General features: G+C 61.0%; 19 protein-coding genes. 14 read left to right on the top strand and 5 right to left on the bottom strand.

Features of this window, described 5'->3' with window-relative positions:
- The first annotated feature begins 57 nt into the window (after window positions 1-57).
- Window positions 58-1,161, top strand: a complete 1,104-nt coding sequence (locus CXK96_RS20165; RefSeq protein ID WP_102838202.1) for a DUF2855 family protein — start codon at window positions 58-60, stop codon at window positions 1,159-1,161.
- 210 nt (window positions 1,162-1,371) lie between these two features.
- On the opposite strand, the gene CXK96_RS20160 is transcribed toward CXK96_RS20165, so the two are convergent.
- Both CXK96_RS20160 and CXK96_RS20155 read right to left on the bottom strand, forming a co-directional pair.
- Window positions 1,372-2,148: a hypothetical protein gene (locus tag CXK96_RS20160; RefSeq protein WP_256061693.1), complete on the bottom strand. Its 777-nt coding sequence runs from the start codon at window positions 2,146-2,148 to the stop codon at window positions 1,372-1,374.
- A 296-nt stretch (window positions 2,149-2,444) separates the two neighbouring features.
- On the bottom strand, window positions 2,445-2,831 hold the full coding sequence (locus CXK96_RS20155; protein ID WP_102838175.1) for a winged helix-turn-helix transcriptional regulator: 387 nt from the start codon (window positions 2,829-2,831) through the stop codon (window positions 2,445-2,447).
- An 86-nt stretch (window positions 2,832-2,917) separates the two neighbouring features.
- Between CXK96_RS20155 and CXK96_RS20150 the strand changes: the two genes are divergently transcribed.
- Entirely contained in the window at window positions 2,918-3,979 is a 1,062-nt protein-coding gene (locus CXK96_RS20150) for an SDR family oxidoreductase (RefSeq protein ID WP_102838174.1), read from the top strand.
- A gap of 72 nt (window positions 3,980-4,051) precedes the next feature.
- A complete protein-coding gene (locus CXK96_RS20145; protein ID WP_102838173.1) occupies window positions 4,052-4,540 on the top strand; it encodes an RNA methyltransferase in 489 nt (162 codons plus the stop codon).
- Window positions 4,541-5,577: 1,037 nt separating this feature from the next.
- Here CXK96_RS20145 and CXK96_RS20785 read toward each other — a convergent pair.
- Together CXK96_RS20785 and CXK96_RS20135 are read right to left on the bottom strand one after the other, a co-directional pair.
- Window positions 5,578-5,727, bottom strand: coding sequence for a hypothetical protein (locus CXK96_RS20785; protein ID WP_180981570.1), 150 nt, complete (start codon window positions 5,725-5,727; stop codon window positions 5,578-5,580).
- A 147-nt stretch (window positions 5,728-5,874) separates the two neighbouring features.
- The gene (locus CXK96_RS20135; RefSeq protein WP_102838171.1) at window positions 5,875-6,726 is read right to left on the bottom strand and encodes a CAP domain-containing protein; all 852 of its coding nucleotides are present in this window, start codon (window positions 6,724-6,726) and stop codon (window positions 5,875-5,877) included.
- A 162-nt stretch (window positions 6,727-6,888) separates the two neighbouring features.
- Here CXK96_RS20135 and CXK96_RS20130 point away from each other — a divergent pair, with 162 nt between their 5' ends.
- The 6 genes from CXK96_RS20130 to CXK96_RS20105 all read left to right on the top strand — a co-directional run bounded on the left by CXK96_RS20130 (window position 6,889) and on the right by CXK96_RS20105 (window position 13,407).
- Window positions 6,889-7,590 carry a response regulator transcription factor gene (locus CXK96_RS20130; protein WP_102838170.1) on the top strand — a complete coding sequence of 234 codons (702 nt, stop codon included), beginning with the start codon at window positions 6,889-6,891 and terminating at the stop codon, window positions 7,588-7,590.
- Window positions 7,590-8,921: a HAMP domain-containing sensor histidine kinase gene (locus CXK96_RS20125; RefSeq protein WP_102838169.1), complete on the top strand. Its 1,332-nt coding sequence runs from the start codon at window positions 7,590-7,592 to the stop codon at window positions 8,919-8,921. The genes CXK96_RS20130 and CXK96_RS20125 overlap by 1 nt, the downstream gene beginning before the upstream one ends.
- 134 nt (window positions 8,922-9,055) lie before the next feature.
- Window positions 9,056-11,029, top strand: a complete 1,974-nt coding sequence (locus CXK96_RS20120; protein ID WP_102838168.1) for a ligand-gated channel protein — start codon at window positions 9,056-9,058, stop codon at window positions 11,027-11,029.
- A 184-nt stretch (window positions 11,030-11,213) separates the two neighbouring features.
- A complete protein-coding gene (locus CXK96_RS20115; protein WP_256061692.1) occupies window positions 11,214-11,516 on the top strand; it encodes an iron transporter in 303 nt (100 codons plus the stop codon).
- The gene (locus CXK96_RS20110) at window positions 11,513-13,075 is read left to right on the top strand and encodes a PepSY-associated TM helix domain-containing protein (RefSeq protein WP_102838166.1); all 1,563 of its coding nucleotides are present in this window, start codon (window positions 11,513-11,515) and stop codon (window positions 13,073-13,075) included. The genes CXK96_RS20115 and CXK96_RS20110 overlap by 4 nt, the downstream gene beginning before the upstream one ends.
- A complete protein-coding gene (locus CXK96_RS20105) occupies window positions 13,072-13,407 on the top strand; it encodes a DUF3325 domain-containing protein (RefSeq protein ID WP_102838165.1) in 336 nt (111 codons plus the stop codon). Before CXK96_RS20110 ends, CXK96_RS20105 begins: the two co-directional genes overlap by 4 nt.
- A gap of 283 nt (window positions 13,408-13,690) precedes the next feature.
- Here CXK96_RS20105 and CXK96_RS20100 read toward each other — a convergent pair whose 3' ends face one another.
- Complete coding sequence (locus tag CXK96_RS20100) at window positions 13,691-15,925, bottom strand: TonB-dependent siderophore receptor (RefSeq protein ID WP_102838164.1); 2,235 nt, start codon at window positions 15,923-15,925, stop codon at window positions 13,691-13,693.
- A gap of 201 nt (window positions 15,926-16,126) precedes the next feature.
- Between CXK96_RS20100 and CXK96_RS20095 the strand changes: the two genes are divergently transcribed.
- The 5 genes from CXK96_RS20095 to CXK96_RS20075 all read left to right on the top strand — a co-directional run bounded on the left by CXK96_RS20095 (window position 16,127) and on the right by CXK96_RS20075 (window position 22,183).
- Window positions 16,127-18,139, top strand: a complete 2,013-nt coding sequence (locus CXK96_RS20095) for a peptidase U32 family protein (protein ID WP_102838163.1) — start codon at window positions 16,127-16,129, stop codon at window positions 18,137-18,139.
- A gap of 248 nt (window positions 18,140-18,387) precedes the next feature.
- Entirely contained in the window at window positions 18,388-18,801 is a 414-nt protein-coding gene (locus CXK96_RS20090) for a septal ring lytic transglycosylase RlpA family protein (RefSeq protein WP_102838162.1), read from the top strand.
- Between the two features lie 87 nt (window positions 18,802-18,888).
- Window positions 18,889-20,202 carry a methyl-accepting chemotaxis protein gene (locus CXK96_RS20085; protein ID WP_102838161.1) on the top strand — a complete coding sequence of 438 codons (1,314 nt, stop codon included), beginning with the start codon at window positions 18,889-18,891 and terminating at the stop codon, window positions 20,200-20,202.
- 311 nt (window positions 20,203-20,513) lie between these two features.
- Window positions 20,514-21,377 (top strand): SDR family oxidoreductase, encoded by an 864-nt coding sequence (locus tag CXK96_RS20080; protein ID WP_102838160.1) that lies wholly within the window; start codon window positions 20,514-20,516, stop codon window positions 21,375-21,377.
- Window positions 21,378-21,586: 209 nt separating this feature from the next.
- A complete protein-coding gene (locus CXK96_RS20075; protein ID WP_102838159.1) occupies window positions 21,587-22,183 on the top strand; it encodes a hypothetical protein in 597 nt (198 codons plus the stop codon).
- Window positions 22,184-22,229: the final 46 nt, after the last annotated feature.

Below are 22,229 nucleotides of genomic sequence, written 5' to 3'. Positions count from 1 at the left end.
GGTTAAACGAAAGGGCTACAGTCAATGCCGTCCATTTACGAACTCAAGGTGCCATTGATGAGCGTCATTCGCCAGTTGCAAAACAACAAGAAAGACATGGAGCAGAGCCGCATACAGACCGAGCCGATGCCGGAGCTGAAACCCGGCGAAGCCCTGCTGCGGATCAGCCGACTGGCGCTGACCACCAATAACGTCACCTATGCAGCCTTTGGCGAAACCCCTCACCTGCGTTACTGGGACTTCTTTCCGACTGGCGATGCCGAGTGGTTTCACATGCCGGCCTGGGGCTTCGCCGAGGTCGTGGAGAGCACTGCCGAAGGCTTGGCGAAGGGCGAGCGCTTCTATGGCTTCTGGCCAATCGCCAGCCATCTGGTCATGCAGCCGGTGCGGGTCACTGATCGGGGCTTCTATGACGGCGCCGAACACCGGCTCGAACTGACCTCTGCTTACAATCAGTACCAGCGCATCAGCAGCGACGACGCGTATCGCGCAGAGAGCGAAAACTACCAGATGCTGTTGCGCCCGCTGTTCATCACGTCGTTCATGCTGGCCGACTTCCTCGACGACAACGCCTTTTTTGGTGCGCGTCAGATCGTGATGTCCAGCGCTTCAAGCAAGACGGCGTATGGCACCGCGTTCTGCCTGCAGGACAACCCGGCCGTGCAAGTCATTGGCCTGACATCCTCGGGCAATACCCGCTTCGTGCAGCAGCTGGGCTGCTATCGCCAAGCCGTTGGCTACGACCAGCTCGCTTCGCTGGACCCCGGCGTGCCCACCCTCTACGTCGACTTTTCCGGCAGCGCCAGTCTTCGCCAGCAGATCCATAGCCATTTCAAAGACGCTCTGGTGTACGACTGCTACGCCGGCTCAGCCCAGAACCATGAATACAGCGAGCCTGATCAGGCGCTGGCCGGCCCGCAACCACAGCCCTATTTCGCGCCCTATCAGATCAAGAAGCGCAACGCTGACTGGGGCGCCGCCGAGGTGACCCGTCGCTTCAACGAGGCACAGCTGGCGTTTATTGCCCGGGTAAGCGATGCGCAGCAGCCCTGGATGCAGGTCAACGAACACGCCGGTCTCGAAGCGGCACAAACGCTTGCCGAAGCCCTGATCAAAGGCGATATCAACCCGTTGGAAGGCCACGCTGTGGTCCTCGACTGAGCACATCCGGCTAGCGTGATGCCACGCCAGCCGGATGCAGCACGCTGCTGCGGCTGGCGAATTCCGAGCCACTCGCAGCGTCACTGTCGAACTCATACCTGGGATCGACGATGACCGGCGACGAGATCAGCAATACGTACCAAGGCAACATCGCTTGTTTGAACTGCTTGAGAGCCCGTACACCTGTCCGATAGATGCACGAGCGCGTGGTTACAGTCGGTCGTCGTGCAAGCCGGCGTAGAGGCGGGTCATCTCGTTGAGCTGACGGAACATCGACTCAGCATTCACAGCGACGATGGTGGGCACGAACTGCTTGGAGGTGAAGGCCTTGCTCGCGAACTTCCAACGGGCGTCTGTCTTGCGCAGGGCTTCAGCGATTTCCTGGTTAGGTGCGTCGCTGGCTTGCAGCTCGGCCATGATGGCGCCGAACTCCTCCACCGAAGTAGCAAAGTCTTTTTCCAGGGCCGGGTCCTGCACTCCCCAGGCACGGGCCATGTAGAACATGGCGGTGCGCTGCGTCAGTACGCGGTTCCAACCACTGCGGTTGATTGAATGCGAGGCGACGTCGCCATTGTGTTGTTCGAACAGGTCGGTGACTTGCTGCGTCTGGCGAACCAGCTCTTCGGCCTTCGCCAGTACGAGCGGAGCCTGGGCCTTGTCCGGCGTACTGGCCGCCAGAGCGCGGTAATCGGCCCAGGTGCGCTCCACGTCGTTCAACGCAACGCGAATGGCGTCACTCGGCGCAGCTGCCTTGAGCTGGGCATGGTGATCTTCGAACAAGGCCAGGCTTGCGGCACGTTGTTTAGTGGCTTCGTCCACTTTCACGCCGGCTCCGATCATGAGGTAATCCTTGGCGACGATCTGCCCCAGGCTGCGCTGCAGACCGGCCATGTTCATGATTTCCAAAGGTGCTATATCCGCCCAGCACGTCGCACTCAGCAGACTGCAACCCAATAGCAGCGCGCGCAGAGATTTCTTGATCAACACGGTAAATCCTTTCTGGCTTTGAAGATGAGCGCAGGCCACTTGCACGGTCAGCGCCTGAGTCTGGCCGCGAATAATCGCGTTGATGCACCGCTCAGGGCGCTATTGGATTCGCGCTACCTTTCTCTAACCTTGCAAAGGTCAAAAGCGGCGGCGTGGAGTGATGGAAGTGTGAAGTCGCACACCCTACTGGGAGGTTTTGCGCGCGCGCGCGGATAAAGGTGGAGCCGGCTTTCACCCTATCGCTCGGCAAACGCCAGCAAGGCAGCGTCAAGCTGTCCGCTATTCAGGTCTCAGCTTCACTCCCCCCGCCGGCGCGACGTGCTTCGTGGCCGCAGCTGGTCCAGCGCGCCTGAGTTCTGCCTCGCCCAGTCGTAGATCATCTCGATGGGTTGGACCATAAGCTTGCCCAGTGGCGAGAGTGCATAGCTCACGGCAGGCGGTACTGTATCGAGCGTATGTCGTTCGATCAGCCCGCTGCCCTCCAGCTCACGCAGCGTCTGGATCAGCATTTTCTTGGATATACCCGGCAGACTTCGATGCAACGCGCCGCTGCGCGCGGTGCCGTCGTGGCGAGCATGCAGGGTGTGCAGAATCATGCTGGTCCACTTGGTCGAGAAGATCTCGAGCACGCGTCTTGGGGCGCAGTCTTCGCGCCATTGTTCTTCGTCAGAGCCGGGTTGCATGGGGGATGGTTACCATTTGGTGCCGACTTGGATCGGCATTTTCGAGTGGGTAAGGTGCAGGCCTGTTTCGTTTTTGGGGTCTGAAGATGACAAATCAAGCACTGGTGGTCGGCGCGAGTGGAATCGTGGGTAGCGCGGTGTCTCGCCTGCTGGCCAAAGAAGGCTGGGCGGTCGCCGGGCTCGCGCGTCGGCCGAGTCAGGAATCCGGGGTTTCTCCGATCAGCGCAAACCTGCTGGATCCGGCGGCCCTGTCTTCGGCGCTGGCCGACGTTTCGCCCACTCACCTCTTTCTGACCACCTGGGCTCGCCAGGCCACCGAGGCGGAGAACATACGCGTGAATGCGCAGATGATTCGAAACGTACTCGAAGCCGTCCGCAGCTCCCACTCGGTTCGCCACGTCGCGCTGGTCACCGGCCTCAAGCACTACCTTGGCCCGTTCGAAGCCTACGGCAAAGGCTCGCTGCCGCAGACGCCGTTTCGTGAAGAACAAGGGCGGCTCGACGTCGAGAATTTCTACTACGCCCAGGAAGACGAAGTATTTGCGGCGGCCGAACGCGATGGCTTCAGTTGGAGCGTTCACCGCCCCCACACCGTCACCGGAATCGCAGTCGGCAACGCAATGAACATGGCAACGACGCTGGCCGTGTACGCCTCGATCTGCCGTCAGACCGGTCGGCCCTTCCGCTTTCCGGGCTCGGAAGTCCAGTGGAACAGCCTGACCGATATGACCGATGCGGGCCAGCTGGCCCGGCACCTGCACTGGGCTTCGACTACACCGGCCGCCGCCAACCAGGCCTTCAACATCGTCAACGGTGACGTGTTCCGCTGGAAGTGGATGTGGTCTCGCATTGCCGAGTGGTTTGGCATCGAAGCGGCGCCATTCGATGGCCAGCCCGCTCCGCTGGAACAGCAGATGGCGGGCGATGCACCGGTATGGGCTGAGATGGCCAAACAGTTCGACCTGGCCGAAGCGGACATAGGCAAACTGATTTCGCCGTGGCACACCGATGCCGACCTGGGTCGGCCTATCGAGGTGGTGACAGACATGTCGAAGAGTCGAAAGCTTGGCTTTCTGGATTACCAGGCGAGTGACGATGCCTTCTACGAGGTTTTTGCCAAACTGCGTGCGAGCAAGCTCATTCCCTGATCGCGACAAGGCAACCGGCTGGAGACGAGACTGTCCCGTATACTCGCGCGTTTTCCGCGCGAGTCTTTTCCAGTGAGCAACAAACGTTACGCCTGCATCGGCTTGAGCAATCCGAAGTCGCCTTCCAATGTCGGCGCAATCATGCGAGCAGCAGGCTGCTATGGCGCGGCGTCGGTGTTCTACACCGGCACTCGCTACGACCGAGCCAAGGATTTCATCACCGACACCAAGAAAGTCCATCAGGACATTCCGCTGATCAACATCGATGATCTGCGCAAGATCCTGCCGCTCGGCTGCGTGCCGGTCGCCGTGGAATTGGTCGAAGGTGCGCGAGCCCTTCCTGAATACACCCATCCGGATCGCGCGCTGTACATCTTCGGCGCAGAAGATGGCTCGCTGAGCAAAGAGATCCGTGACTGGTGCGAGGACGTGGTCTACATCCCCACCAACGGTTGCATGAACCTCGCCGCGACGGTCAACGTGGTGCTTTACGACCGCTTGGCCAAGGGCAACAACACACGTTCCGGCCCCGGGTTTGGAGCGGCGCGTAAACCATGCTGAACCGCATTGTCTTCATCAGCTAGGCCGACCTGCCGCACAGGTGCAGTGGCTGGATAGACGACAACCGCATGCGGCTTACAGCGCAGATGAGCATCAAGGTGCCGACCCCATACCATAGCCGGCGTAGCCCCCTCTAACGTGCGCGGCCCTAACCTTGGCCAGGTCTTCCCATGGCCAATGCACCAATCACTGTACTGCTCGATACTCAGCTGATGCATGTCGTCGATGCATGCAAGTGGGCCAGTACTTGGGGTAGAGGGTCGGCGGCATCAGGCGATGCGCGCTAAATAGCACCCATAGCGATACAACAACACATCGAATGCTTAATCCTGACCGTAACATCCATCGTTAAGGCGATTGATGGCCATGTGGCGCCCCTATACAGTCGGCTCCGCCTGCCACGGATTAGGACGAGACTTATACAAGCTCGATGGCGGCGGGTTCTTTTAGAGGATTGAACATGTCTGTTGGGCTTAAGCAGGTGCAGAACGATACAGGCAGCCAACCGGAGCGAACAGATGGTCCAATACCGGCTGGAGTCCAAGGTTGGGCCGCCCTCCTAACGAGCGCTCGGCGAGTCCCGCTGCACATGCTGGTATTGCTACTGCTGTTAACGGTGGCCAGCATCATAGCTGGGACGCCCGGTAAGCAAAGTCAGGAGGCGAAAGCCAAACCCGCCGGGGCGATGCCCTTGCTGCTGATGATGACGGAAAGGCCTGCCGGTCGTACCGCCCGTTGACGAACTAACCTGAACAGGCGGCTATGGCTGCATCATTATCAGGATGAAGCCCACCACGATGCCGGCAGCGGCGATTACCCAGCCGATCCGATGGGCGCGGTTCTTTTCTGCTTGGCGAACAGGGTCTACTGGCTTCTTCTTTCTCACGATCTACCTGCCTTTGGGATAACACACGACTGCCAGCTAGCACCTTTGCGCTACCGAGCACGACGCGCGTCCTTTTAAGCTGGGCGGATCGAATTGTCCAGCATGGCGCCTGGCGAAAGGCCCCTGCCGGCAAAAGAGCAGTTACTGCCGTTTAGCCGAGCGGGCTTTCTCCGGCGTTCGGCTCGTCGTTGGGATCAACCTGTTCTTCCTGCTCGTTTTCACCCGACTCAGGCACGTCGCCGTATTCGTCGTAGTCCGGTGGGGTCAGGCCATCCTTGAGCGGGTCTTTAGGGTCGGTCATGTTGTTGGCTCCTGGTCTGTTGCCGGCAAGATTGAGCGGTTCCTTGTTCGAACGCACCGACCCACCAAATGTTCGCTGGCGACCAAGCCCGATCGGAAAACGAACGTTTGCCGTTCTTGACCAATAGAGGATTCGTCCCAGCAGCCTCTATTGCTCGCCGAAGAATGCGACCCAATGGATACCGGCATCGCTCTGCGGGTCCACCGCATAGGCGGCGCCCGCTTCAGTGAATTGCGGGTTCATCAGATTGGCGCAATGCCCTGGATTCGCCAGCCAGCCTTCGACAATCTGTCGCGGTCGATCCAGCGCGGCGGCGATGTTCTGGCCAACTGGAGCACCGGGATAGCCTGCCAGCTCGGCCCTGTCGCCCGGCGTTCGTCCGTCACGATCCAGATGGCTGAAGAAGTTGTCATTAGCCATGGCTCGACTGTGGGCTTCGGCGAGACCGGCAAGCGTTGCGTTCCAGTTCAGCGGAGCGGTCGCGGCGAAGGGTTTTCCGGCACATTGGCGCGCGCTGGCTCGCACACGGTTGAGCTCATCAAGCAGCGCCTGGCCTTCAGTCTGGGAGTCTTTCAGGTGCCCACCGAGCATTGGCCGTGCCAGCACGATGCGCCAGTCGCGCCCTTCGCGGCTTACGCCGATATCGGCGTACTGCGGGTCAAGCACCACGCGACAAAAGCTTTCGCGCAGCGCCTGCATGGCGGCTTGCGCATCGCGTGGTCCGGACAGGCTGATGGCCTGCACATTGGCCATCGGATAACCGTTGCGGCCCAGCGAGCCCTGCAGATCACCGGCGCCGGTTGCGGGCAACACCAGGCGCGAGTCCGTTGCCAGCGCCGTCAGCTCTTCGCTCGCCCGCTCTTCGCAGCGCTGCACTTCGCTGCGATAGGCGTTGATCGTCTCGATCAATTGCCCCTCCTCTCCTGCGCTGGTCGCCATAGCGACAGGGCTACCGCTCAGCAGCGTCATGAGCAGAAATGAGAAACAAGGCAGGCGCATGGACATCTCCAGATAGCACGGATCGCGGACGCTGAAGATGCACTTGGTGCACCTGGAAAGTCGAGCCCGAGCGGCGACTCACGCTGCTGAAACAGCTGGTCGCGCTTGCTGTTTTGCCCTGACGGCAATCTATAATCGTTCTTATTTGCACCGGAACTCTGCATGTCCACCTGCGCAACTCGCCAGATACTGGCCATTGAGGACGATCCGATCCTCGGCCCTCACCTGAAAACCTCCCTGGAGCATCGCGGCTTCAACGTCACCCTCGCCAATGACGGCCCGACCGGCCTCGCGTTGGCCAGCGAAGCGACGTACGACCTGATCTTGCTGGATGTGATGCTGCCGGAACTCAGCGGCATGGAGCTGTTGACCCGGTTGCGCGAGCAACGCCGCACGCCGGTGCTGATGATGTCCGCGCTGGGTAACGAGGCGCATCGGATCCAGGGCTTCGACAGCGGGGCCGACGACTACCTGCCCAAGCCCTTCAGTATCGAGGAATTGCAGGTGCGCATCGCCGCCATCCTGCGGCGCGTGGCCTACGAGCGAAGCGTAACGCCAGCGGCGAACGAGGATGCGGTGCACTTCGACGACCAGCGCTGCGACCTGCGTTATGAGGGGCGCTGGGTCGGCCTGACCGCCACCGAATACCGACTGATGAAAGTGTTGTACGAGGCAGCCGGAGAAGTGCTGAGCAAACCGTTTCTCTACCAGCAGGCACTGCGCCGTGGCTTTTCCCAGCATGATCGCAGCCTGGACATGCACGTCAGCAACATCCGGCGCAAGTTGGCGCGCGAACAGGTGCTGACCCTGCGCCTGGAGTCGGTATGGGGCAAAGGCTATGTGCTGGAACTGCAGGCGAGCTGATGCCCAATCGTCATTCGTTGTTCTGGCGCCTGGTGGTGCTGGTGGCCGGATTCTGCCTGTCGATGATCTGGGCCAGCGGCTATGTGGGCCGCTATATCGACAGGACCAGCTCGTTTCTGTCTGAACAGGCGCGCAACACCCTCAGTGGCTATGCGGGCGAAGCCCAGGCTGCGCTACAGGAGGGCCCAGAGGCGATGGCGCAGTGGCTGATGGCAATGAAGGAACGTGAGCCGGGCTGGCTGGTGGTCGTGGACGAACAGCTGCAACCGCTGGGCGGGCAAACGCTGAGCGACGAGGAACGGCAAAAGCTCACCTTCGTGCGGCATTACGACTGGCCCATGAGCAGGCGCTATGACGGCCTGCCACTGGTTTCGGTACCGCTGGAGGGCAGCGCCGCCAAGTTGATCATCCAGTTGCCGGAACGCTTCCGGCCATGGCGCCACCATGCGCTGCTTACTGCGGGCGGCGTCTATCTGCCGTTGGTGCTGCTGTCATTGCTGTTCTGCTGGCTTCTCTACCGGATGCTGGTTTCACCGCTGGACCGCCTGCGCCGACAGGCAAACGCCTTACGCGGCAACCGCCTCGACTCCCTGCTGCCCCCCTCCATCGCGCGACGCAACGATGAGCTGGGCGAACTGGGCCGCTCGCTCGAATACCTGACGCAACGCCTGCGCGACTCCGTCGCCCAGCAGCAACAGCTGTTGCGCGATCTCTCCCACGAGCTGCGCACGCCGCTGAGCAGACTGCGGGTCGCCTGCGAGAGCGAACTGGGCGCCGAAGACATGCGCAGCCGCACCGAGCGCGAAATCACCAGCATGCAGCAACTGGTCGATAACACCCTGGAGTTCGCCTGGCTGGACAGTGAACAGCCCCGCTTCGAATGCGAGCCGGTGGACGTTGCGGCGCTCTGGGACCTGCTTTGCGAAAACGCCTGTTTCGAGGCCGGCTGGCCGCGTGAACGCATACAGGCGCAGATACCGGAAGGCTGTCAGGTGCTCGGCAATCTCAACGCGCTGGCGCAGGCCATGGAAAATATCCTGCGCAATGCCATTCGCTACTCCCCGGCGCAAGGCGTGGTATGGCTCACGGCCAATCGAGACAGTGACAGCTGGCAGCTGCGCATCGAGGACCAGGGCCCCGGTGTACCGGAGGCGAAACTGCCGGTGATCTTCAGGCCTTTCGCTCGGCTCAGCGCAGCCCGACCCGGTGGCGACGGCTTCGGTTTGGGCCTGGCCATCGCCCGCAGCATGGTGGTGATGCAGGGCGGCGCGATCTGGGCCGAGAACGGAGCGTCCGGGTTACGCATGATCATCCGCCTGCGAAGTGTATAGATTGTAAATGCGCTTTACTCTCAAATGAGAATACTTAGCATTGCGAGCGACTAGCGGATCGCACCGCAGCTCACATGCATGCGCCATATCGTTCATGGCTGCATACGTAGGTTTTCTCAGGGAGATGGCAGTACATGGTGACTTTCAATCGACATCGGCTGGCTTGCGCAATCGCTGTAGCAACCTGGATGAGCACGCCGGTCAGTGCCGCAGAGCCGGTCGAACTAAAGAACGTCGTCGTGACCGCGTCGGGATTCGAGCAGCAGATCAAGCAGGCCCCCGCCTCCATCTCCGTGGTCACTCGCGAGGAGCTGGAAAACAAATCCTACCGTGATGTCACCGATGCCCTGCGTGACATCCCGGGCGTCGTGGTCACCGGCGGCGCCAGTTCCAGCGATATCAGCATTCGCGGCATGGCCTCCAAGTACACCCTCATCCTCATCGACGGCAAGCGCATGGAGTCGCGCGCGACGCGCCCCAACAGCGACGGCCCGGGCATCGAGCAAGGCTGGACGCCGCCGCTGGAAGCCATCGAACGCATCGAAGTCGTGCGCGGCCCGATGTCCTCGCTTTACGGCTCCGATGCCATGGGCGGTGTGATCAATATCATCACGCGCAAGGTGGCTGATACCTGGCACGGTGGGCTACGCACCGAAAAGACCTTCCAGGACCGCTCCGACTCCGGTGACTACCATACGTTGAACGGCTACCTCTCCGGGCCAATGGTCGGCGGCCTTCTGGGGCTGCAGGTATACGGACAGACAGCTCGACGAGACGAGGACGACATCCCTCGCGGATTCAATGAGCAAAAGACCGACAGCGGAACGGCCAAGTTGTCGTTCACGCCAGACGAGTCCAATGACATCGTGCTGGAAGCGGGTAAGACCGAGCAGGAACGCAACTCCAGCGTAGGCCGTTCCGGCACGGGCAACAGCGATTCGCTGTCCGACTACGACCGCACGCATTACTCCATCAGCCACACCGGCCGCTGGACTTCGGGCCAGTCGGAAACCTATCTGCAGCAGGAGCGCATCGAAAACCCCGGGCGTGAGATGGAGCTGGAGAACAGTGTGTTCAACACGCAGAGCTCGCTGTTTCTGGGTGACCACATCACCACGCTCGGCGGTCAGTACAAATACGAGGATCTTTCGGACAAGGGTAACCAGCTGGCCGGTGCTGAGGACCTGACCCGCCTGACGCGCTGGTCCTGGGCGCTCTTCGCCGAAGACGAGTGGAGCCTGACCGACAGCTTCGCGCTGACCACCGGCCTGCGTATGGATCGCGATGAGAACTACGGCACCCACTGGTCTCCGCGGGTTTACGGCGTGTGGCAGGCAGCCGAGCAATGGACGGTCAAGGGCGGCGTCTCCAGTGGCTACCGCTCGCCGGACATTCGTGCGGCCGTGGATAACTGGGGACAGATAACCGGCGGCGGACGGGGCGATCCCGCGGTCATTGTCGGCAACTCGGCACTCAAACCCGAGGAAAGCCTGAGCCAGGAAATCGGCGTGTTGTGGGACAGCCTGAACGGTGTCTCGGCGGGCTTGACCCTGTTTAACACCGACTTCGAAGACAAGATCACCGAGCTTCGCCGCTGCACGGATACCACCGGCAATGCCTCCGGCCAGTGCGTGGTCAATGGTGAGGCGTACCGTTTCATCAGTGATCGAGTGAACGTCGATGAAGCGCGCATGCGCGGTGTTGAGGCGACCTTCGACTGGGCGATCACCGAGACCCTCTCCCTGGGTGCCAACTACACCTACACCGACTCGGAGCAGCGCAGCGGTGACTTCCGCGGCGAGCCACTGAACAAGATGCCCAAGCACATGTTCAACACCATGCTGGATTGGCAGGCCAGCGACCACCTCGGCACCTGGGCACGGCTCAATTACCGCAGCGAAACCTCGGAATACCTGTCGCGCACCAGCATGGCGGAGAGCACCCCGGCGTACACCCTGGTCGACCTTGGCGGCACCTATGCGCTGAACCGAAACGTCAAGCTGCTGGCGGGTGTGTACAACGTCTTCAACGAGCAGATCGACTACGACAGTTACGAAACCGTGCTCGACGGGCGTCGCTACACGCTGGGGGTGAGCGCTTCGTTCTGAGGTGTCGTGAGGGAGACGTCTTTGCCAACTGGCGTCTCGCTTCGATCCGAAAGACTGGGGTAGCGATCATCAGTTTGGACGGGGCGCATGGACGTCTCCCTCCCGGTTCATCACAAGACCGATGCCCAGCCGGCGTTTACGACGGTTGGGCATTTTACGTAAGACTCTCACTGAGAAGCACGTCGTGACCCGTTCTGCCACTCAATCGAGAAGTGCCTGGCCTGCCATCGCGGCCCGTACCATGCTGGCCCTCCTGGGCGGTTATGCCTTCACCTACGCCTTCACTGCCGCGCTCGCACAGTGGCTGCCGCTCGATCCGGTCGACGCGGTTACCGCGTCGTCGTTGCTGTCGTTCGTGGTGTACCTGACGTTCGTGCTCTGGACCTTCGCGGCAGCATCGCTGCGGCGGGTACTGATCGGTGCCGGGCTCGCAATTCCCTTGGCAGTCATCGGCTTCTGGCCTCAGTTGCTGGAGATGTGGCAATGAGAGGCAGCCTGACGCAATCGATGTCCTGGCTGCATACCTGGTGCGGGCTGCTGCTCGGCTGGATGCTGTTCGCCATTTTTCTCACCGGCACCCTCGCGGTGTTCGACAAGGAGATCAATTGGTGGATGCAGCCGGGGCTGGTCGATAGGGCGCAGTCACCAGCCGCTGCGGCCAATGTGGCGCAGCGCTGGTTGATGGACAACCATGCAGACCAATCGAACTGGAACATCAGCCTGCCGACTGAGCGCACGCCCGCTCTCAGCGTATCGGTCGGCGAACGTCGCCGCGGTGCGGTGAGCACTCAGCTGGATCCGGTTTCCGGGGCGACCATCGAGCCGCGCGAAACCATCGGCGGCAACTTCTTCTTCCATTTTCACTACACGCTGCATCTGCCGCGCACGCTGGGGGTATGGGTGGTGGGGTTTGCGGCCATGGCGATGCTGGTGGCGCTGATCAGCGGCATCATCATCCACAAGAAGATCTTCAAGGAGTTCTTCACCTTTCGGCCCGCCAAAGGGCAGCGCTCCTGGCTGGACGCCCATAACGCCAGTGCCGTCCTGCTGCTGCCGTTTCACTTGATGATCACCTACACCGGGCTGGCCATCTTTTTTCTGCTCTACATGCCGGCAGCGGTGGATGCCCTTTATGACGGCGACCGCCAGGCCTATTTTCGCGATGCGCAGTCAGGGCGCGCTGTCGAGCAGGCGCCACGCGGCGAGGGACGCGGCAGCAAGCCCGTCGCGGCACCAGCTGCACCTATGCTGGCATTGGGTCAAATCGTCAGCCGCGCCGAAGCGCACTATGGCGAGGGCATGATCGGCGGTCTGGCCGTCAGCAACCCTGGCAAGACTAACGCCCAGGTCACGGCCCGACCGGTACTGGGCAACCGAATCGAGCTGACCAAGGGCGAAGGCATGGTCTTCAACGGCGTCACTGGCGAGCTGACTCAGGCGCCCGAGCCGTCACGCACCAGCCAGCTGACCCAACGGGTGATGGCGGGCCTGCACTTCGCGCAGTTCGGCGGCTATCCGATGCGTTGGCTGTATTTCATCTGCGGCCTGATCAGCTGCGCCATGATCGGTACGGGACTGGTGCTCTATGCCGTCAAACAACGCAAACAGGCCAAGGCCAACCCACACTTTCTGCGCGTGGTGGAGAGCCTCAACGTGGCAATCGTTGCCGGGCTTTTGCTGGCCTGTACGACGCTGCTGTGGAGTAACCGGCTGCTGCCGGCCGCGCTGGCTGACCGTCAGGACTGGGAGCTGCGCGTGTTCTTCGGCGTCTGGGCGCTGAGCTGGCTGCACGGCTGGCTGCGCAATCCGCTGGCGGCCTGGCGCGAACAGCTATCAGCCACAGCACTGATGGCCTTCACCCTGCCGTTGCTGGACCTGTGGACTGCACCTATCACTCAAGACAGCCTGCGGCTGTCCCTGCTGGCGAGCGTGGCTTCGATGGGACTGCTATTGGGCTGGACCGTGTGGAAAATACCGTCGGTCATCGCCGCCCGAAACGCCCGCTCGCCTCGCCCGAACCGCCCAGTTCACGGAGCATCGTCATGAACGATTCAGCCCTATTCGCCAGCCTTGTACTGGCCTACGCCGGCATGCTGGGTTTCTGCCTGAACAAGGAGCGCCACTGGAAGCAGCTGGTCAATCCGCGCGTACCGACCAAACTTCGTCGCGTATGTGTACCGGTCGGTAGTGTTCTGCTCGGGCTCGCCGTGTATGCGTCCTGCCAGGTCTGGCCGGGCGGCATGGCCGTGGTTGGTTGGTTCGGCCTGATCTCGCTGGCGGGCTTTGCGTTGTTGATGTTGATCCCCTATGCGCCGCGCGTGGCGACATCGTTGCCTATGCTAGGCGCATCGATTTGGGTGGTAGTGGCGTTGCTGTAGGGCATGAAGCGGCTGACCGCATAAGCTCGCGCACAAAGTGTTCTGGCCAGTGCGGCACAGCTTGTTCATAGGCGTCCACGCTACAAATCGGCGGCACGAACACATGTCGAGCGGAGCTATTCTTTAGCCCCAGAACTCAGGGGTCTGCCCTATCCGCGCCGCAGCTCTTAATTTGCAGAACGCCCGCGCATTGATAACGAAAAAGCCCCGGCCTTGCGGTCGGGGCTTTTGATTACAGCTTTACGTGAGCCTTTAGGGGACACCGTTCAGCCAAGCGCATCCGTCAGAAGCGATACTTCGCGGATGCAGTGACGCTGCGCGGCGCACCGTATGTCAGCGCACCATAGGCTTCGAACATATCGAAGTATTCTTCGTCGGTCAGATTGTCCACGTTCAACTGAGCAGTGAGATTGTCGGTCACTTCATAGCGCGCCATCAGGTTCACCAGGGCATATGCTTCCTGTTCGATTTTCTCGCGATTGCCGGCTGGATTGGTGGCATAGGTGTAGATGCTGTCCTGCCAGTTCACGCCCCCGCCAATGGTCAGCTTATTGAACGCACCTGGTAGACGATAGGTTGTGAAGGTACGCAGCAGCTTGGTCGGGTAGCGGGTATTGACGTCCTCACCATCGGCATCGCGGACATTGAATTGGGTATAGCCTGCCGCGACGTTCCAACCCTCCGCCACTTCGCCCGACACCTCCAGCTCAAAGCCCTTGCTGGTTGCCCCTTCGGTTGCCTCATAGGCGAACTCGGCCAGGGTTCCCGGAATGACGATGCCGGTGCTTTGTGCGAGATTGTCCTGCTTGATCTGGAAAATCGCTGCCGAGGCGTTGAGACGCCCCTCGAAGAACTCTGCTTTCAAGCCAGTTTCGTAGCTCTCACCAACGATCGGCTCCATCTGCTGACCGCTGATGTCTCGCTCGGACTGCGGAAGGAAGATTTCGGTATAGCTGGCGTAGGCCGAAAGAGTCTCGGAGAGGTCATAGACGACACCACCGTATGGCGTCAGCTCGTGATTCACATCGATATGTGACTCTTCGGAGTAGATATCGCCACTGGTCTTTTCGTAGTTGCTGTCGCGGGCACCAACAATCAGCTTGAGCGAATCGGTCACGTTCAACCGCGTGACACCGTAGAGGCCTTTTTGGGTTACCTCACCGTAACCGTATTCAGTCAGTGAGCCCCATACAGGGGCAGCGAAATCGCCACTGTAGGCGTCGAAATTCGGAACACCCTGAAAGCCGGTCTGGGCAAGGTGCGTATCCGCATCGAAATCCTGGTTGCTGTAGATGTAGCCAATAGCCGCTTCATGCTCGCGGCCTAGCAGCGCAAACGGACCGCTGAAACGGATGCTGTAGTCGTCCTGCACGGTCTCGGTTTCATACGAGCCGGGGAATGAAGACATGGGTGCGCTACCGTCCCGACCAGGATTGCCGGATAGGTACAGCAGATAAGAATCGGAGGTGCGCTCACCGCGGTTGTAGCTCAGATTGACCTGCCAATCATTGGCGAAGAAGTGGTCCAGGTTGACGAAGTAGGTCTCGTAGGTGCTGTCCCACTTGCTCCACTCTGCCGACGTTGTCTTGGAGCGATTCCAGTCCGCGCGGCTGCCGTCGGCATACCAGATCGGCAACCCGCCCCACATCGGCGCGTCCGAGTTGTTTTCCTGGCGGCTCAGTCCGAACCAAAGCGTAGTGTCGGGCGTCAGGTCGACGTCCATGGTGCCGTAGAAAGTTTCGCGCTCCGTGGACTTCAAATCGATCCAGCTATCGCCCTCGTTGTATTCGCCAACCAGCCTCGCACGCACCGTGCCGGCTTCGTTCAGGGCAAAGGACAGATCGCCCAGCGTGCCATAGGTGTCCCAGCTTCCAGCGCTCACCTCGACCGAACCGGTCAGGTCCCGGCTGCTGGCACGTTTGCGGACCAGGTTGAGCGAAGCGGATGGCTCCCCCGCCCCCGCCATCAGACCGTTGGCGCCTCGGACCACTTCCACGCGGTCATACATCGCCAGGCTGCTGAACATCTCACCCGAGCTCCAAGGCTGCTCCCATATCGTCGGCACACCGTCGATCATCAGCGAGTTGATCTCGAACCCGCGCGCGTTGAACTGAGCTCGATCGGTTTCGTAGCGGTTGACCGAAACACCGGTGGTGTTATTCACCACATCGAGAATGGTCTGCATGTCCTGATCTTCAATGCGCTGCTGCGTTATCACGCTGACCGACTGCGGCGTTTCGCGAAGGGACATGCTGAGCGGGGTGGACGTGCGTGCAGCGCCCGTCGTGTAGGAGCCCGTTCCTTCCGTCACGTCTTGTACCGCCTCACCGGTGATGGTGACCGCTTCGAGGGTGGTTGCCTCGTCTGCCTCAGTTGCAGCGGTTGACTGCGCGTAAACAGGCATGGCGGGAAGGAGCGCCCCAACAGCGAGTAGGTGAGCTACCAGCGTGAGCGGCTTCAGGGCGAGCTTAGAGCGTCCAGCGGCGGGGTCGAGCTGGGCAAACGTGGTGGTCGACATCTCTGGCTTCCATGTAATGTGATCGATTATGAGAATCTTTCGCATTATATGTTCGTATCAGGATTGCCGAAAGTCCCCTCATGGAACGAACGACCAAGCCGCCGGACTTCATCGGCGCGCCCTACTCGCCCAGCGGCCAATCCCAAAAGCCCCTTAAGCCATTACAATGCGCGACTTTCGATTCAAACCCGGTCCGCGTCCATGTCCTTGCCCAAGCACCATCTCGAACTGCTGTCCCCTGCTCGGGACACCACCATTGCCCGCGAGGCCATCCTGCATGGCGCCGATGCGGTGTACATCGGCGGGCCGAGTTTCGGGGCGCGGCACAACGCCGAGAACAGCGTGGCGGACATTGCCGAGCTGGTGAAATTTGCCCATCTGTTCCATGCGCGGGTGTTCGTCACCATCAACACCATCCTGCATGACGACGAGCTGGAAGCGGCCCGGGCGCTGATCTGGCAGCTCTACGAAATCGGCGTGGATGCGCTGATCGTGCAGGATATGGGTGTGATGGAAATGGACATCCCACCGATCGAGTTGCACGCCAGTACCCAGACCGATATCCGCACCCTGGAGCGCGCCAAGTTTCTGGATCAGGCTGGCTTCTCGCAGCTGGTGTTGGCCCGCGAACTAAACCTGCAGGAAATCCGCGCGATCAGCGACGAGACGGATGCCGCCATCGAGTTTTTCATCCACGGTGCCCTATGCGTGGCGTTTTCCGGGCAGTGCAACATCTCCCACGCGCAGAACGGCCGCAGTGCCAATCGCGGCGACTGCTCCCAGGCCTGCCGCCTGCCCTACACCCTGAAAGATGATCAGGGCCGAGTGGTCGCCTTCGACAAGCACCTGTTATCGATGAAGGACAACAACCAGAGCGCCAACCTGCGCGCGCTGGTCGATGCCGGCGTGCGTTCGTTCAAGATCGAAGGGCGCTACAAGGATGTGAGCTATGTGAAGAACATCACCGCTTACTACCGCCAGCGCCTCGACGAAATCCTCTTGGACCGCCCCGATCTGGCGCGCGCTTCCAGCGGCCGTACCGACCATTTCTTCGTGCCGGACCCGGACAAGACCTTTCACCGCGGCAGCACCGACTATTTTGTCACCGACCGCAAGATCGACATTGGTGCCTTCGATTCACCGACCTTCACCGGCCTCGCTGTAGGCGAAGTGCTCAAGGTCGGCAAGTACGACCTGACCGTGCAGACCCGCGAGCCGCTGTCCAACGGCGATGGCCTGAACGTGCTGATCAAGCGCGAGGTAGTGGGTTTCCGCGCCAGCGTGGTCGAACAGCTCAAGCAATTCGAAGAATACGGTCAGCAGTTTTGGGAGTACCGCGTCGAGCCCAACGAAATGCCCGCGGCGATACGCCAGCTGCGGCCGAACCATCCGCTGAACCGCAACCTGGACCACAACTGGCAGAACGCGCTGCTCAAAACTTCCGCCGAGCGCCGTATTGGCGTGCGCTGGCTGGCCAAGCTGCGGGCGGACGCGCTGGAGCTGCACGTCACCAGCGAAGAAGGCGCTTACGCCACGGTTTCGCTGGCCGGCCCGTTTGGCGAAGCGAAGAAGCCGGAGCAGGTGCCCAGCCAGATTACGGACCTGCTGAGCCAGCTGGGCACGACCATCTACCACGCCGAAGAAGTGGACGTGGACGCGCCGCAGGCCTTCTTTATCCCCAACTCGCAGTTGAAGGCGCTGCGCCGCGAGGCGATTGAGGCGCTGACCGAAGCCCGCGAAGCGATTCGTCCGCTGGGCAGCCGCAAGGCCGTCAGCGTGCCGCCGCCGGTTTACCCGGAAGCGCACCTGTCCTTCCTCTACAACGTCTACAACGAGAAAGCCCGCGCCTTCTACCACCGTTACGGCGTGCAGCTGATCGACGCAGCCTACGAGGCCCACGAGGAAACCGGCGAAGTGCCGGTGATGATCACCAAACACTGCCTGCGCTTCTCCTTCAACCTCTGTCCGAAACAGGCCAAAGGCGTGACCGGCGTGCGCACCAAGGTCGCCCCGATGCAGCTGGTACATGGCGACGAAGTGCTGACCCTGAAATTCGATTGCAAACCATGCGAGATGCATGTGATCGGCAAGATCAAGGACAACATCCTCAGCCTGCCGCAGCCAGGCAGCGGCAGCGGCAGCGGCAGCGGTGTAGTCGGCCACATTACCCCGGCTGATCTGATGAAAACGATCCGCAGCAAGCCCCACGCCTGACATGAGTCCCAGGCCCAACGGATGCCATCTCGGCGTCCGGCTGGCGCCGATAACCAGCCCCTGCGTTACACCGTAAACGATAAAGCCGCACCTGGAAGTTGCGCACCGGGCAACAGTGGCTGGTTGGACGCAGCTGTCGAAATTCATTGCCTCAGCAAACTTACTGGCGAATGGACACTCCTAAATGGCACCGCGCTCTTGCCCCCACGAGGGGCGTAAAGCCTCAGCGTGAAGACAAGGATCGAAGGATGCTCAACAGGCCAGTCAATTGGATCGCTGCACTGCTTTTGTTCGCCTCTGTTGCTGGCTGTACGACAGCCCCACCGAAGGAACCGACTACAGACCAGCCGCCAGCGCCCGTTTCCGGGGAGCAGATCGGCTCGGGCAAAGCCTCGTATTACGGTAACCAGCACCACAACAAACTGACCGCCAGCGGCGAACGTTTCGACCAGAATGCGCTGACAGCGGCGCACCGCACCCTGCCCTTCGGCACCAAGGTTCGGGTGATCAACACCCGCAACGGCAAAAGCGTGGTGGTACGCATAAACGACCGCGGGCCGTTCGTGCGAGGGCGAATCATCGACCTGTCCAAAGCAGCCTTTGAACGCATCGCCAGCACCCGCGCCGGCGTGATCCGAGTGCGCCTGGAGCAGGTCGACTGATCTGCACGCCCCGACCAATTATTGAGCATCAAGTATGAAAGCGGCGTGCCGATAGAGAGGTACGTCCATTCACCATCTGGTGCTTTCATGTTCAACGGCCAACTAAAAAAACAACTCGAAGAACAGGCTGCAGAACTGTCTCTGCTAAGACAGCTCCGTGATCAGATGGGTGCCACGATGCTGTCGATCACCCTCGACACCGAGTTTCGGATGGTGTCAGTCAATCAGAAGTTCGCCAAGACGCTCGGCTACAACGTCGAGCAACTGCAGGGCCGCCTTATGGCGGACATCGTGCCGGCCTATGTAAAAAACCTGCCCTGCTTTCACAATTTTCGAGCCGCCGTGTCCCAGCTTGCACCCGTCAGCGACGACTATCGGTTTCTGCGCACCGATGGCAGCCTCGCCTGGCTGCACATCGACTGGTATCCGATCCTGGATGCTCACGGCAAGCTGCTTCACATGAGCGGCTACGCCCGGGAAGTGACCAAAGAGCTGCAGCTCGCCAAGGAGAACGAAGCGTTTATCAACGCACTGCTGCGTTCTACCGCGGTCATCCAGTTCAATCTGGACGGCACTGTAGTTTCGGCCAACGACCAGTTCCTGCAAGGCATGGGCTATTCGCTCAAGCAGATCGTGGGCAAGCACCACAGCATGTTCTGCACTCCGGAAGAAGCGTCTTCCCAGCAGTACAAGACCTTCTGGCAGACGCTTAACCGTGGCGAGTTCGTTGCGAACCGCTTCAAGCGCATCGACAGCATGGGCCGGGACGTCTGGTTGGAAGCGACCTACAACCCCGTGTATGACACCGAAGGCAAGCTGTGCAAAGTCGTCAAGTTCGCCAGTGTGGTCAGCGACCAGGTTGCCCGTGAAGAGGAGGTGCGCGAGGCCGCGAGCATCGCTTATGACGTGTCCCGCAAGACCGACACCAGCGCCGAGCGCGGCGCCGTGGTGGTCAAGGATACGGTGGCAACCATGCAGCGCATCGCCGAGGAGGTCGAGTCGGCGACTCAAGGTATCGAGGCGCTAGGTCAGCAATCGCATCTGATCAGCTCCATCGTCCAGACCATTGGCGGCATCGCTGCACAAACCAACCTGCTGGCACTCAACGCCGCCATCGAAGCGGCACGCGCCGGTGAACAGGGACGCGGTTTTGCCGTGGTCGCCGATGAAGTTCGCCAGCTGGCCGGCCGCACCAGCGCCGCCACCGAAGAAATCGTCAGCGTGGTGCAAAAGAACCAGGCACTGGTGGATGAAGCGGTACGAGAGATGGCCAACAGCCGCGAGCAGGCAGCACAAGGCCTGTCCCTGGCCAACCAGGCCGGCGCCGTGATCGTCGAGATTCAGGACGGGGCCAAGCAGGTCGTCAGCGCAGTCGGGCGCTTCGCCAACGAATTGAATTAATCGCTTCGGATAGAAGACCGGGATGCGCAGCGTGGTCCCTGCGCCCCCGGTCCTTCGCTTGAGTACCGCCCGCCTCCCATCAAGCGGCCGACAGCCGGCGGGAGACGGGAATTCCCGGCACCTCAGGTTACTTTCTGGCCTGAACTCGTCTCGGTGCGTTATCACTTAGCGAAGTAGGCCTGCGCCATCTACCGGGGCAGAGTCTTTTCCAATCACCGGTCACCTCGAAGCACCACTCGGCAATCCGCCGAAACTTTCAGGCCAGGCATCAGCCGTACTTACAGACCCCCATTTTCACGTCTGGAGCATGTATGGCTTACCCGAAGATTCACGCGCAGAAACAAGACCGCTTGCCAGGGCTGGAAAGCGAGATGCAACCGCCGGCAGAGTTCATCCGCGACAGCTACAAGGGCAGCGGGAAGCTGGCCGGAAAGGTAGCCTTGGTCAGCGGTGGTGACAGCGGCATCGGTCGCGCGGCAGCGGTGCACTTTGCCCGTGAAGGTGCCGATGTGGCGATCATGTACCTCGACGAGCATGAAGACGCCCAAGATGCCAAACGCATGATCGAAACCGAAGGTCAGCGTTGCCTGCTGTTGCCCGGCGACATCCGCGATAGCAGCCACTGCACTGATGCGGTCGAACAGACGGTGAAGACATTCGGCCAGCTGGACGTGCTGGTAAACAATGCCGGCCGTCAGGAAGTGCAGACACGGCTCGAAGACATCACCGATGAGCAGTGGGAAAAGACCTTTGCCACCAACATCCACAGCTACTTCTACCTAACCCGTGCTGCACTGGCGCACCTGAAAGCCGGTGCGGCGATCATCAACACCACCTCGATCAACTCCTTTATCGGCAACCCGATGCTGGTGGACTACACCTCGACCAAGGGCGCCATCGACGGCTTCACCCGCGCCCTTTCGCAGCAACTGATCGAGCGCGACATCCGCGTGAACCAGATCGCGCCCGGTCCGATCTGGACACCACTGCAACCCGCCACCCTCGGCAAGCACGACCCCGAGTTGCTTGAGGACTTCGGCAGTCAGATGCCCATGGGTCGCTGCGGCCAACCCTCTGAGCTGGGTCCGGCGTACGTGTACCTGGCGTGCGAAGACTCGTCCTATGTCAGTGGCCAGACTATCCATATCAATGGTGGCAAGGTGCTGAACGGCTGAGCTGATTCTCGATCTGCCCATTGCGCCGCGCCGCGCTTTCATCGCGGCCGGCGCAGGCTGCGGCCATCCGAAGCATCGGGTAATGACCTGCAACGGAACCATCCTCCCGCTTCGCCCGCCCAATGCAGAACGGTACGCGATCACCGCACCGGTCGAGCCGCACGCCACAATCACGAACCGCAGCCAGAGCTGCACACTAAGGTGAAGTCATGCCCCAGATCCTTCTCGCGGCGTTCGACCGCTACGCCGAAGCCGAGCAAGTCAAGACCGAACTCCTGAGCAAAGGTATCGCCGGCGACGCCATCCAGATTTCAGCCTCCTTCAACCCGGATAGCGTCGACAGCAGCCGCGTGGAAGTGGTGGGCGAAGAGCCGGGCGATGACGCCACGGCTGCCGAGAAGCTGGGAAGTTTCTTCCACAAGATTTTTGGTGACGATTCCAGCAAGCACGCTGGCCGCTATCCGGAAGCTGCCCGGCGTGGCTCGACAGTCGTGACTGTCACGCTGGATACCGATGCCGAGGTCGCCATGGTTGAGGACCTGATGGAGCGAAACGGCGCCATCGATATCGACGAGCGCAGCGCCAACTGGGGTGAAGAAGAAGCGACTCCAGTCACTGCCAGCACCGAAACTCTGACCACCGGCTACCCCGACGCCACATCCCTCAGCGTCGATGAACGCGAAGTGGACGGGACGGCCAGCGGAGATCGTGGCGCCGCAAACGGCTCGATTCCCGGCCGCGCGGAAAACGACAAGGCCGGACGGCGCGACAACACGGCCGGACGGGTCCGGATCGTGCCGCGCTGAGAGCGGAGCGGCAATGCGCGGGTCAGCCTCATCCTTTCCAAGCACC

The sequence above is a fragment of the Stutzerimonas stutzeri genome (assembly GCF_002890895.1).
Lineage (GTDB): Bacteria > Pseudomonadota > Gammaproteobacteria > Pseudomonadales > Pseudomonadaceae > Stutzerimonas > Stutzerimonas stutzeri_AB.
This window is presented reverse-complemented; position numbering and strand designations above follow the sequence as displayed.

What these genes read in the sequence shown, in the direction of transcription:
- CXK96_RS20165 (WP_102838202.1), top strand. Translation starts at nt 58, where the DNA reads ATGAGCGTCATTCGCCAGTTGCAAAACAACAAGAAAGACATGGAGCAG.
- CXK96_RS20155 (WP_102838175.1), bottom strand. Translation starts at nt 2,831, where the DNA reads ATGCAACCCGGCTCTGACGAAGAACAATGGCGCGAAGACTGCGCCCCA.
- CXK96_RS20150 (WP_102838174.1), top strand. Translation starts at nt 2,918, where the DNA reads ATGACAAATCAAGCACTGGTGGTCGGCGCGAGTGGAATCGTGGGTAGC.
- CXK96_RS20785 (WP_180981570.1), bottom strand. Translation starts at nt 5,727, where the DNA reads ATGACCGACCCTAAAGACCCGCTCAAGGATGGCCTGACCCCACCGGAC.
- CXK96_RS20135 (WP_102838171.1), bottom strand. Translation starts at nt 6,726, where the DNA reads ATGCGCCTGCCTTGTTTCTCATTTCTGCTCATGACGCTGCTGAGCGGT.
- CXK96_RS20130 (WP_102838170.1), top strand. Translation starts at nt 6,889, where the DNA reads ATGTCCACCTGCGCAACTCGCCAGATACTGGCCATTGAGGACGATCCG.
- CXK96_RS20125 (WP_102838169.1), top strand. Translation starts at nt 7,590, where the DNA reads ATGCCCAATCGTCATTCGTTGTTCTGGCGCCTGGTGGTGCTGGTGGCC.
- CXK96_RS20120 (WP_102838168.1), top strand. Translation starts at nt 9,056, where the DNA reads ATGGTGACTTTCAATCGACATCGGCTGGCTTGCGCAATCGCTGTAGCA.
- CXK96_RS20110 (WP_102838166.1), top strand. Translation starts at nt 11,513, where the DNA reads ATGAGAGGCAGCCTGACGCAATCGATGTCCTGGCTGCATACCTGGTGC.
- CXK96_RS20105 (WP_102838165.1), top strand. Translation starts at nt 13,072, where the DNA reads ATGAACGATTCAGCCCTATTCGCCAGCCTTGTACTGGCCTACGCCGGC.
- CXK96_RS20100 (WP_102838164.1), bottom strand. Translation starts at nt 15,925, where the DNA reads ATGTCGACCACCACGTTTGCCCAGCTCGACCCCGCCGCTGGACGCTCT.
- CXK96_RS20095 (WP_102838163.1), top strand. Translation starts at nt 16,127, where the DNA reads ATGTCCTTGCCCAAGCACCATCTCGAACTGCTGTCCCCTGCTCGGGAC.
- CXK96_RS20090 (WP_102838162.1), top strand. Translation starts at nt 18,388, where the DNA reads ATGCTCAACAGGCCAGTCAATTGGATCGCTGCACTGCTTTTGTTCGCC.
- CXK96_RS20085 (WP_102838161.1), top strand. Translation starts at nt 18,889, where the DNA reads ATGTTCAACGGCCAACTAAAAAAACAACTCGAAGAACAGGCTGCAGAA.
- CXK96_RS20080 (WP_102838160.1), top strand. Translation starts at nt 20,514, where the DNA reads ATGGCTTACCCGAAGATTCACGCGCAGAAACAAGACCGCTTGCCAGGG.
- CXK96_RS20075 (WP_102838159.1), top strand. Translation starts at nt 21,587, where the DNA reads ATGCCCCAGATCCTTCTCGCGGCGTTCGACCGCTACGCCGAAGCCGAG.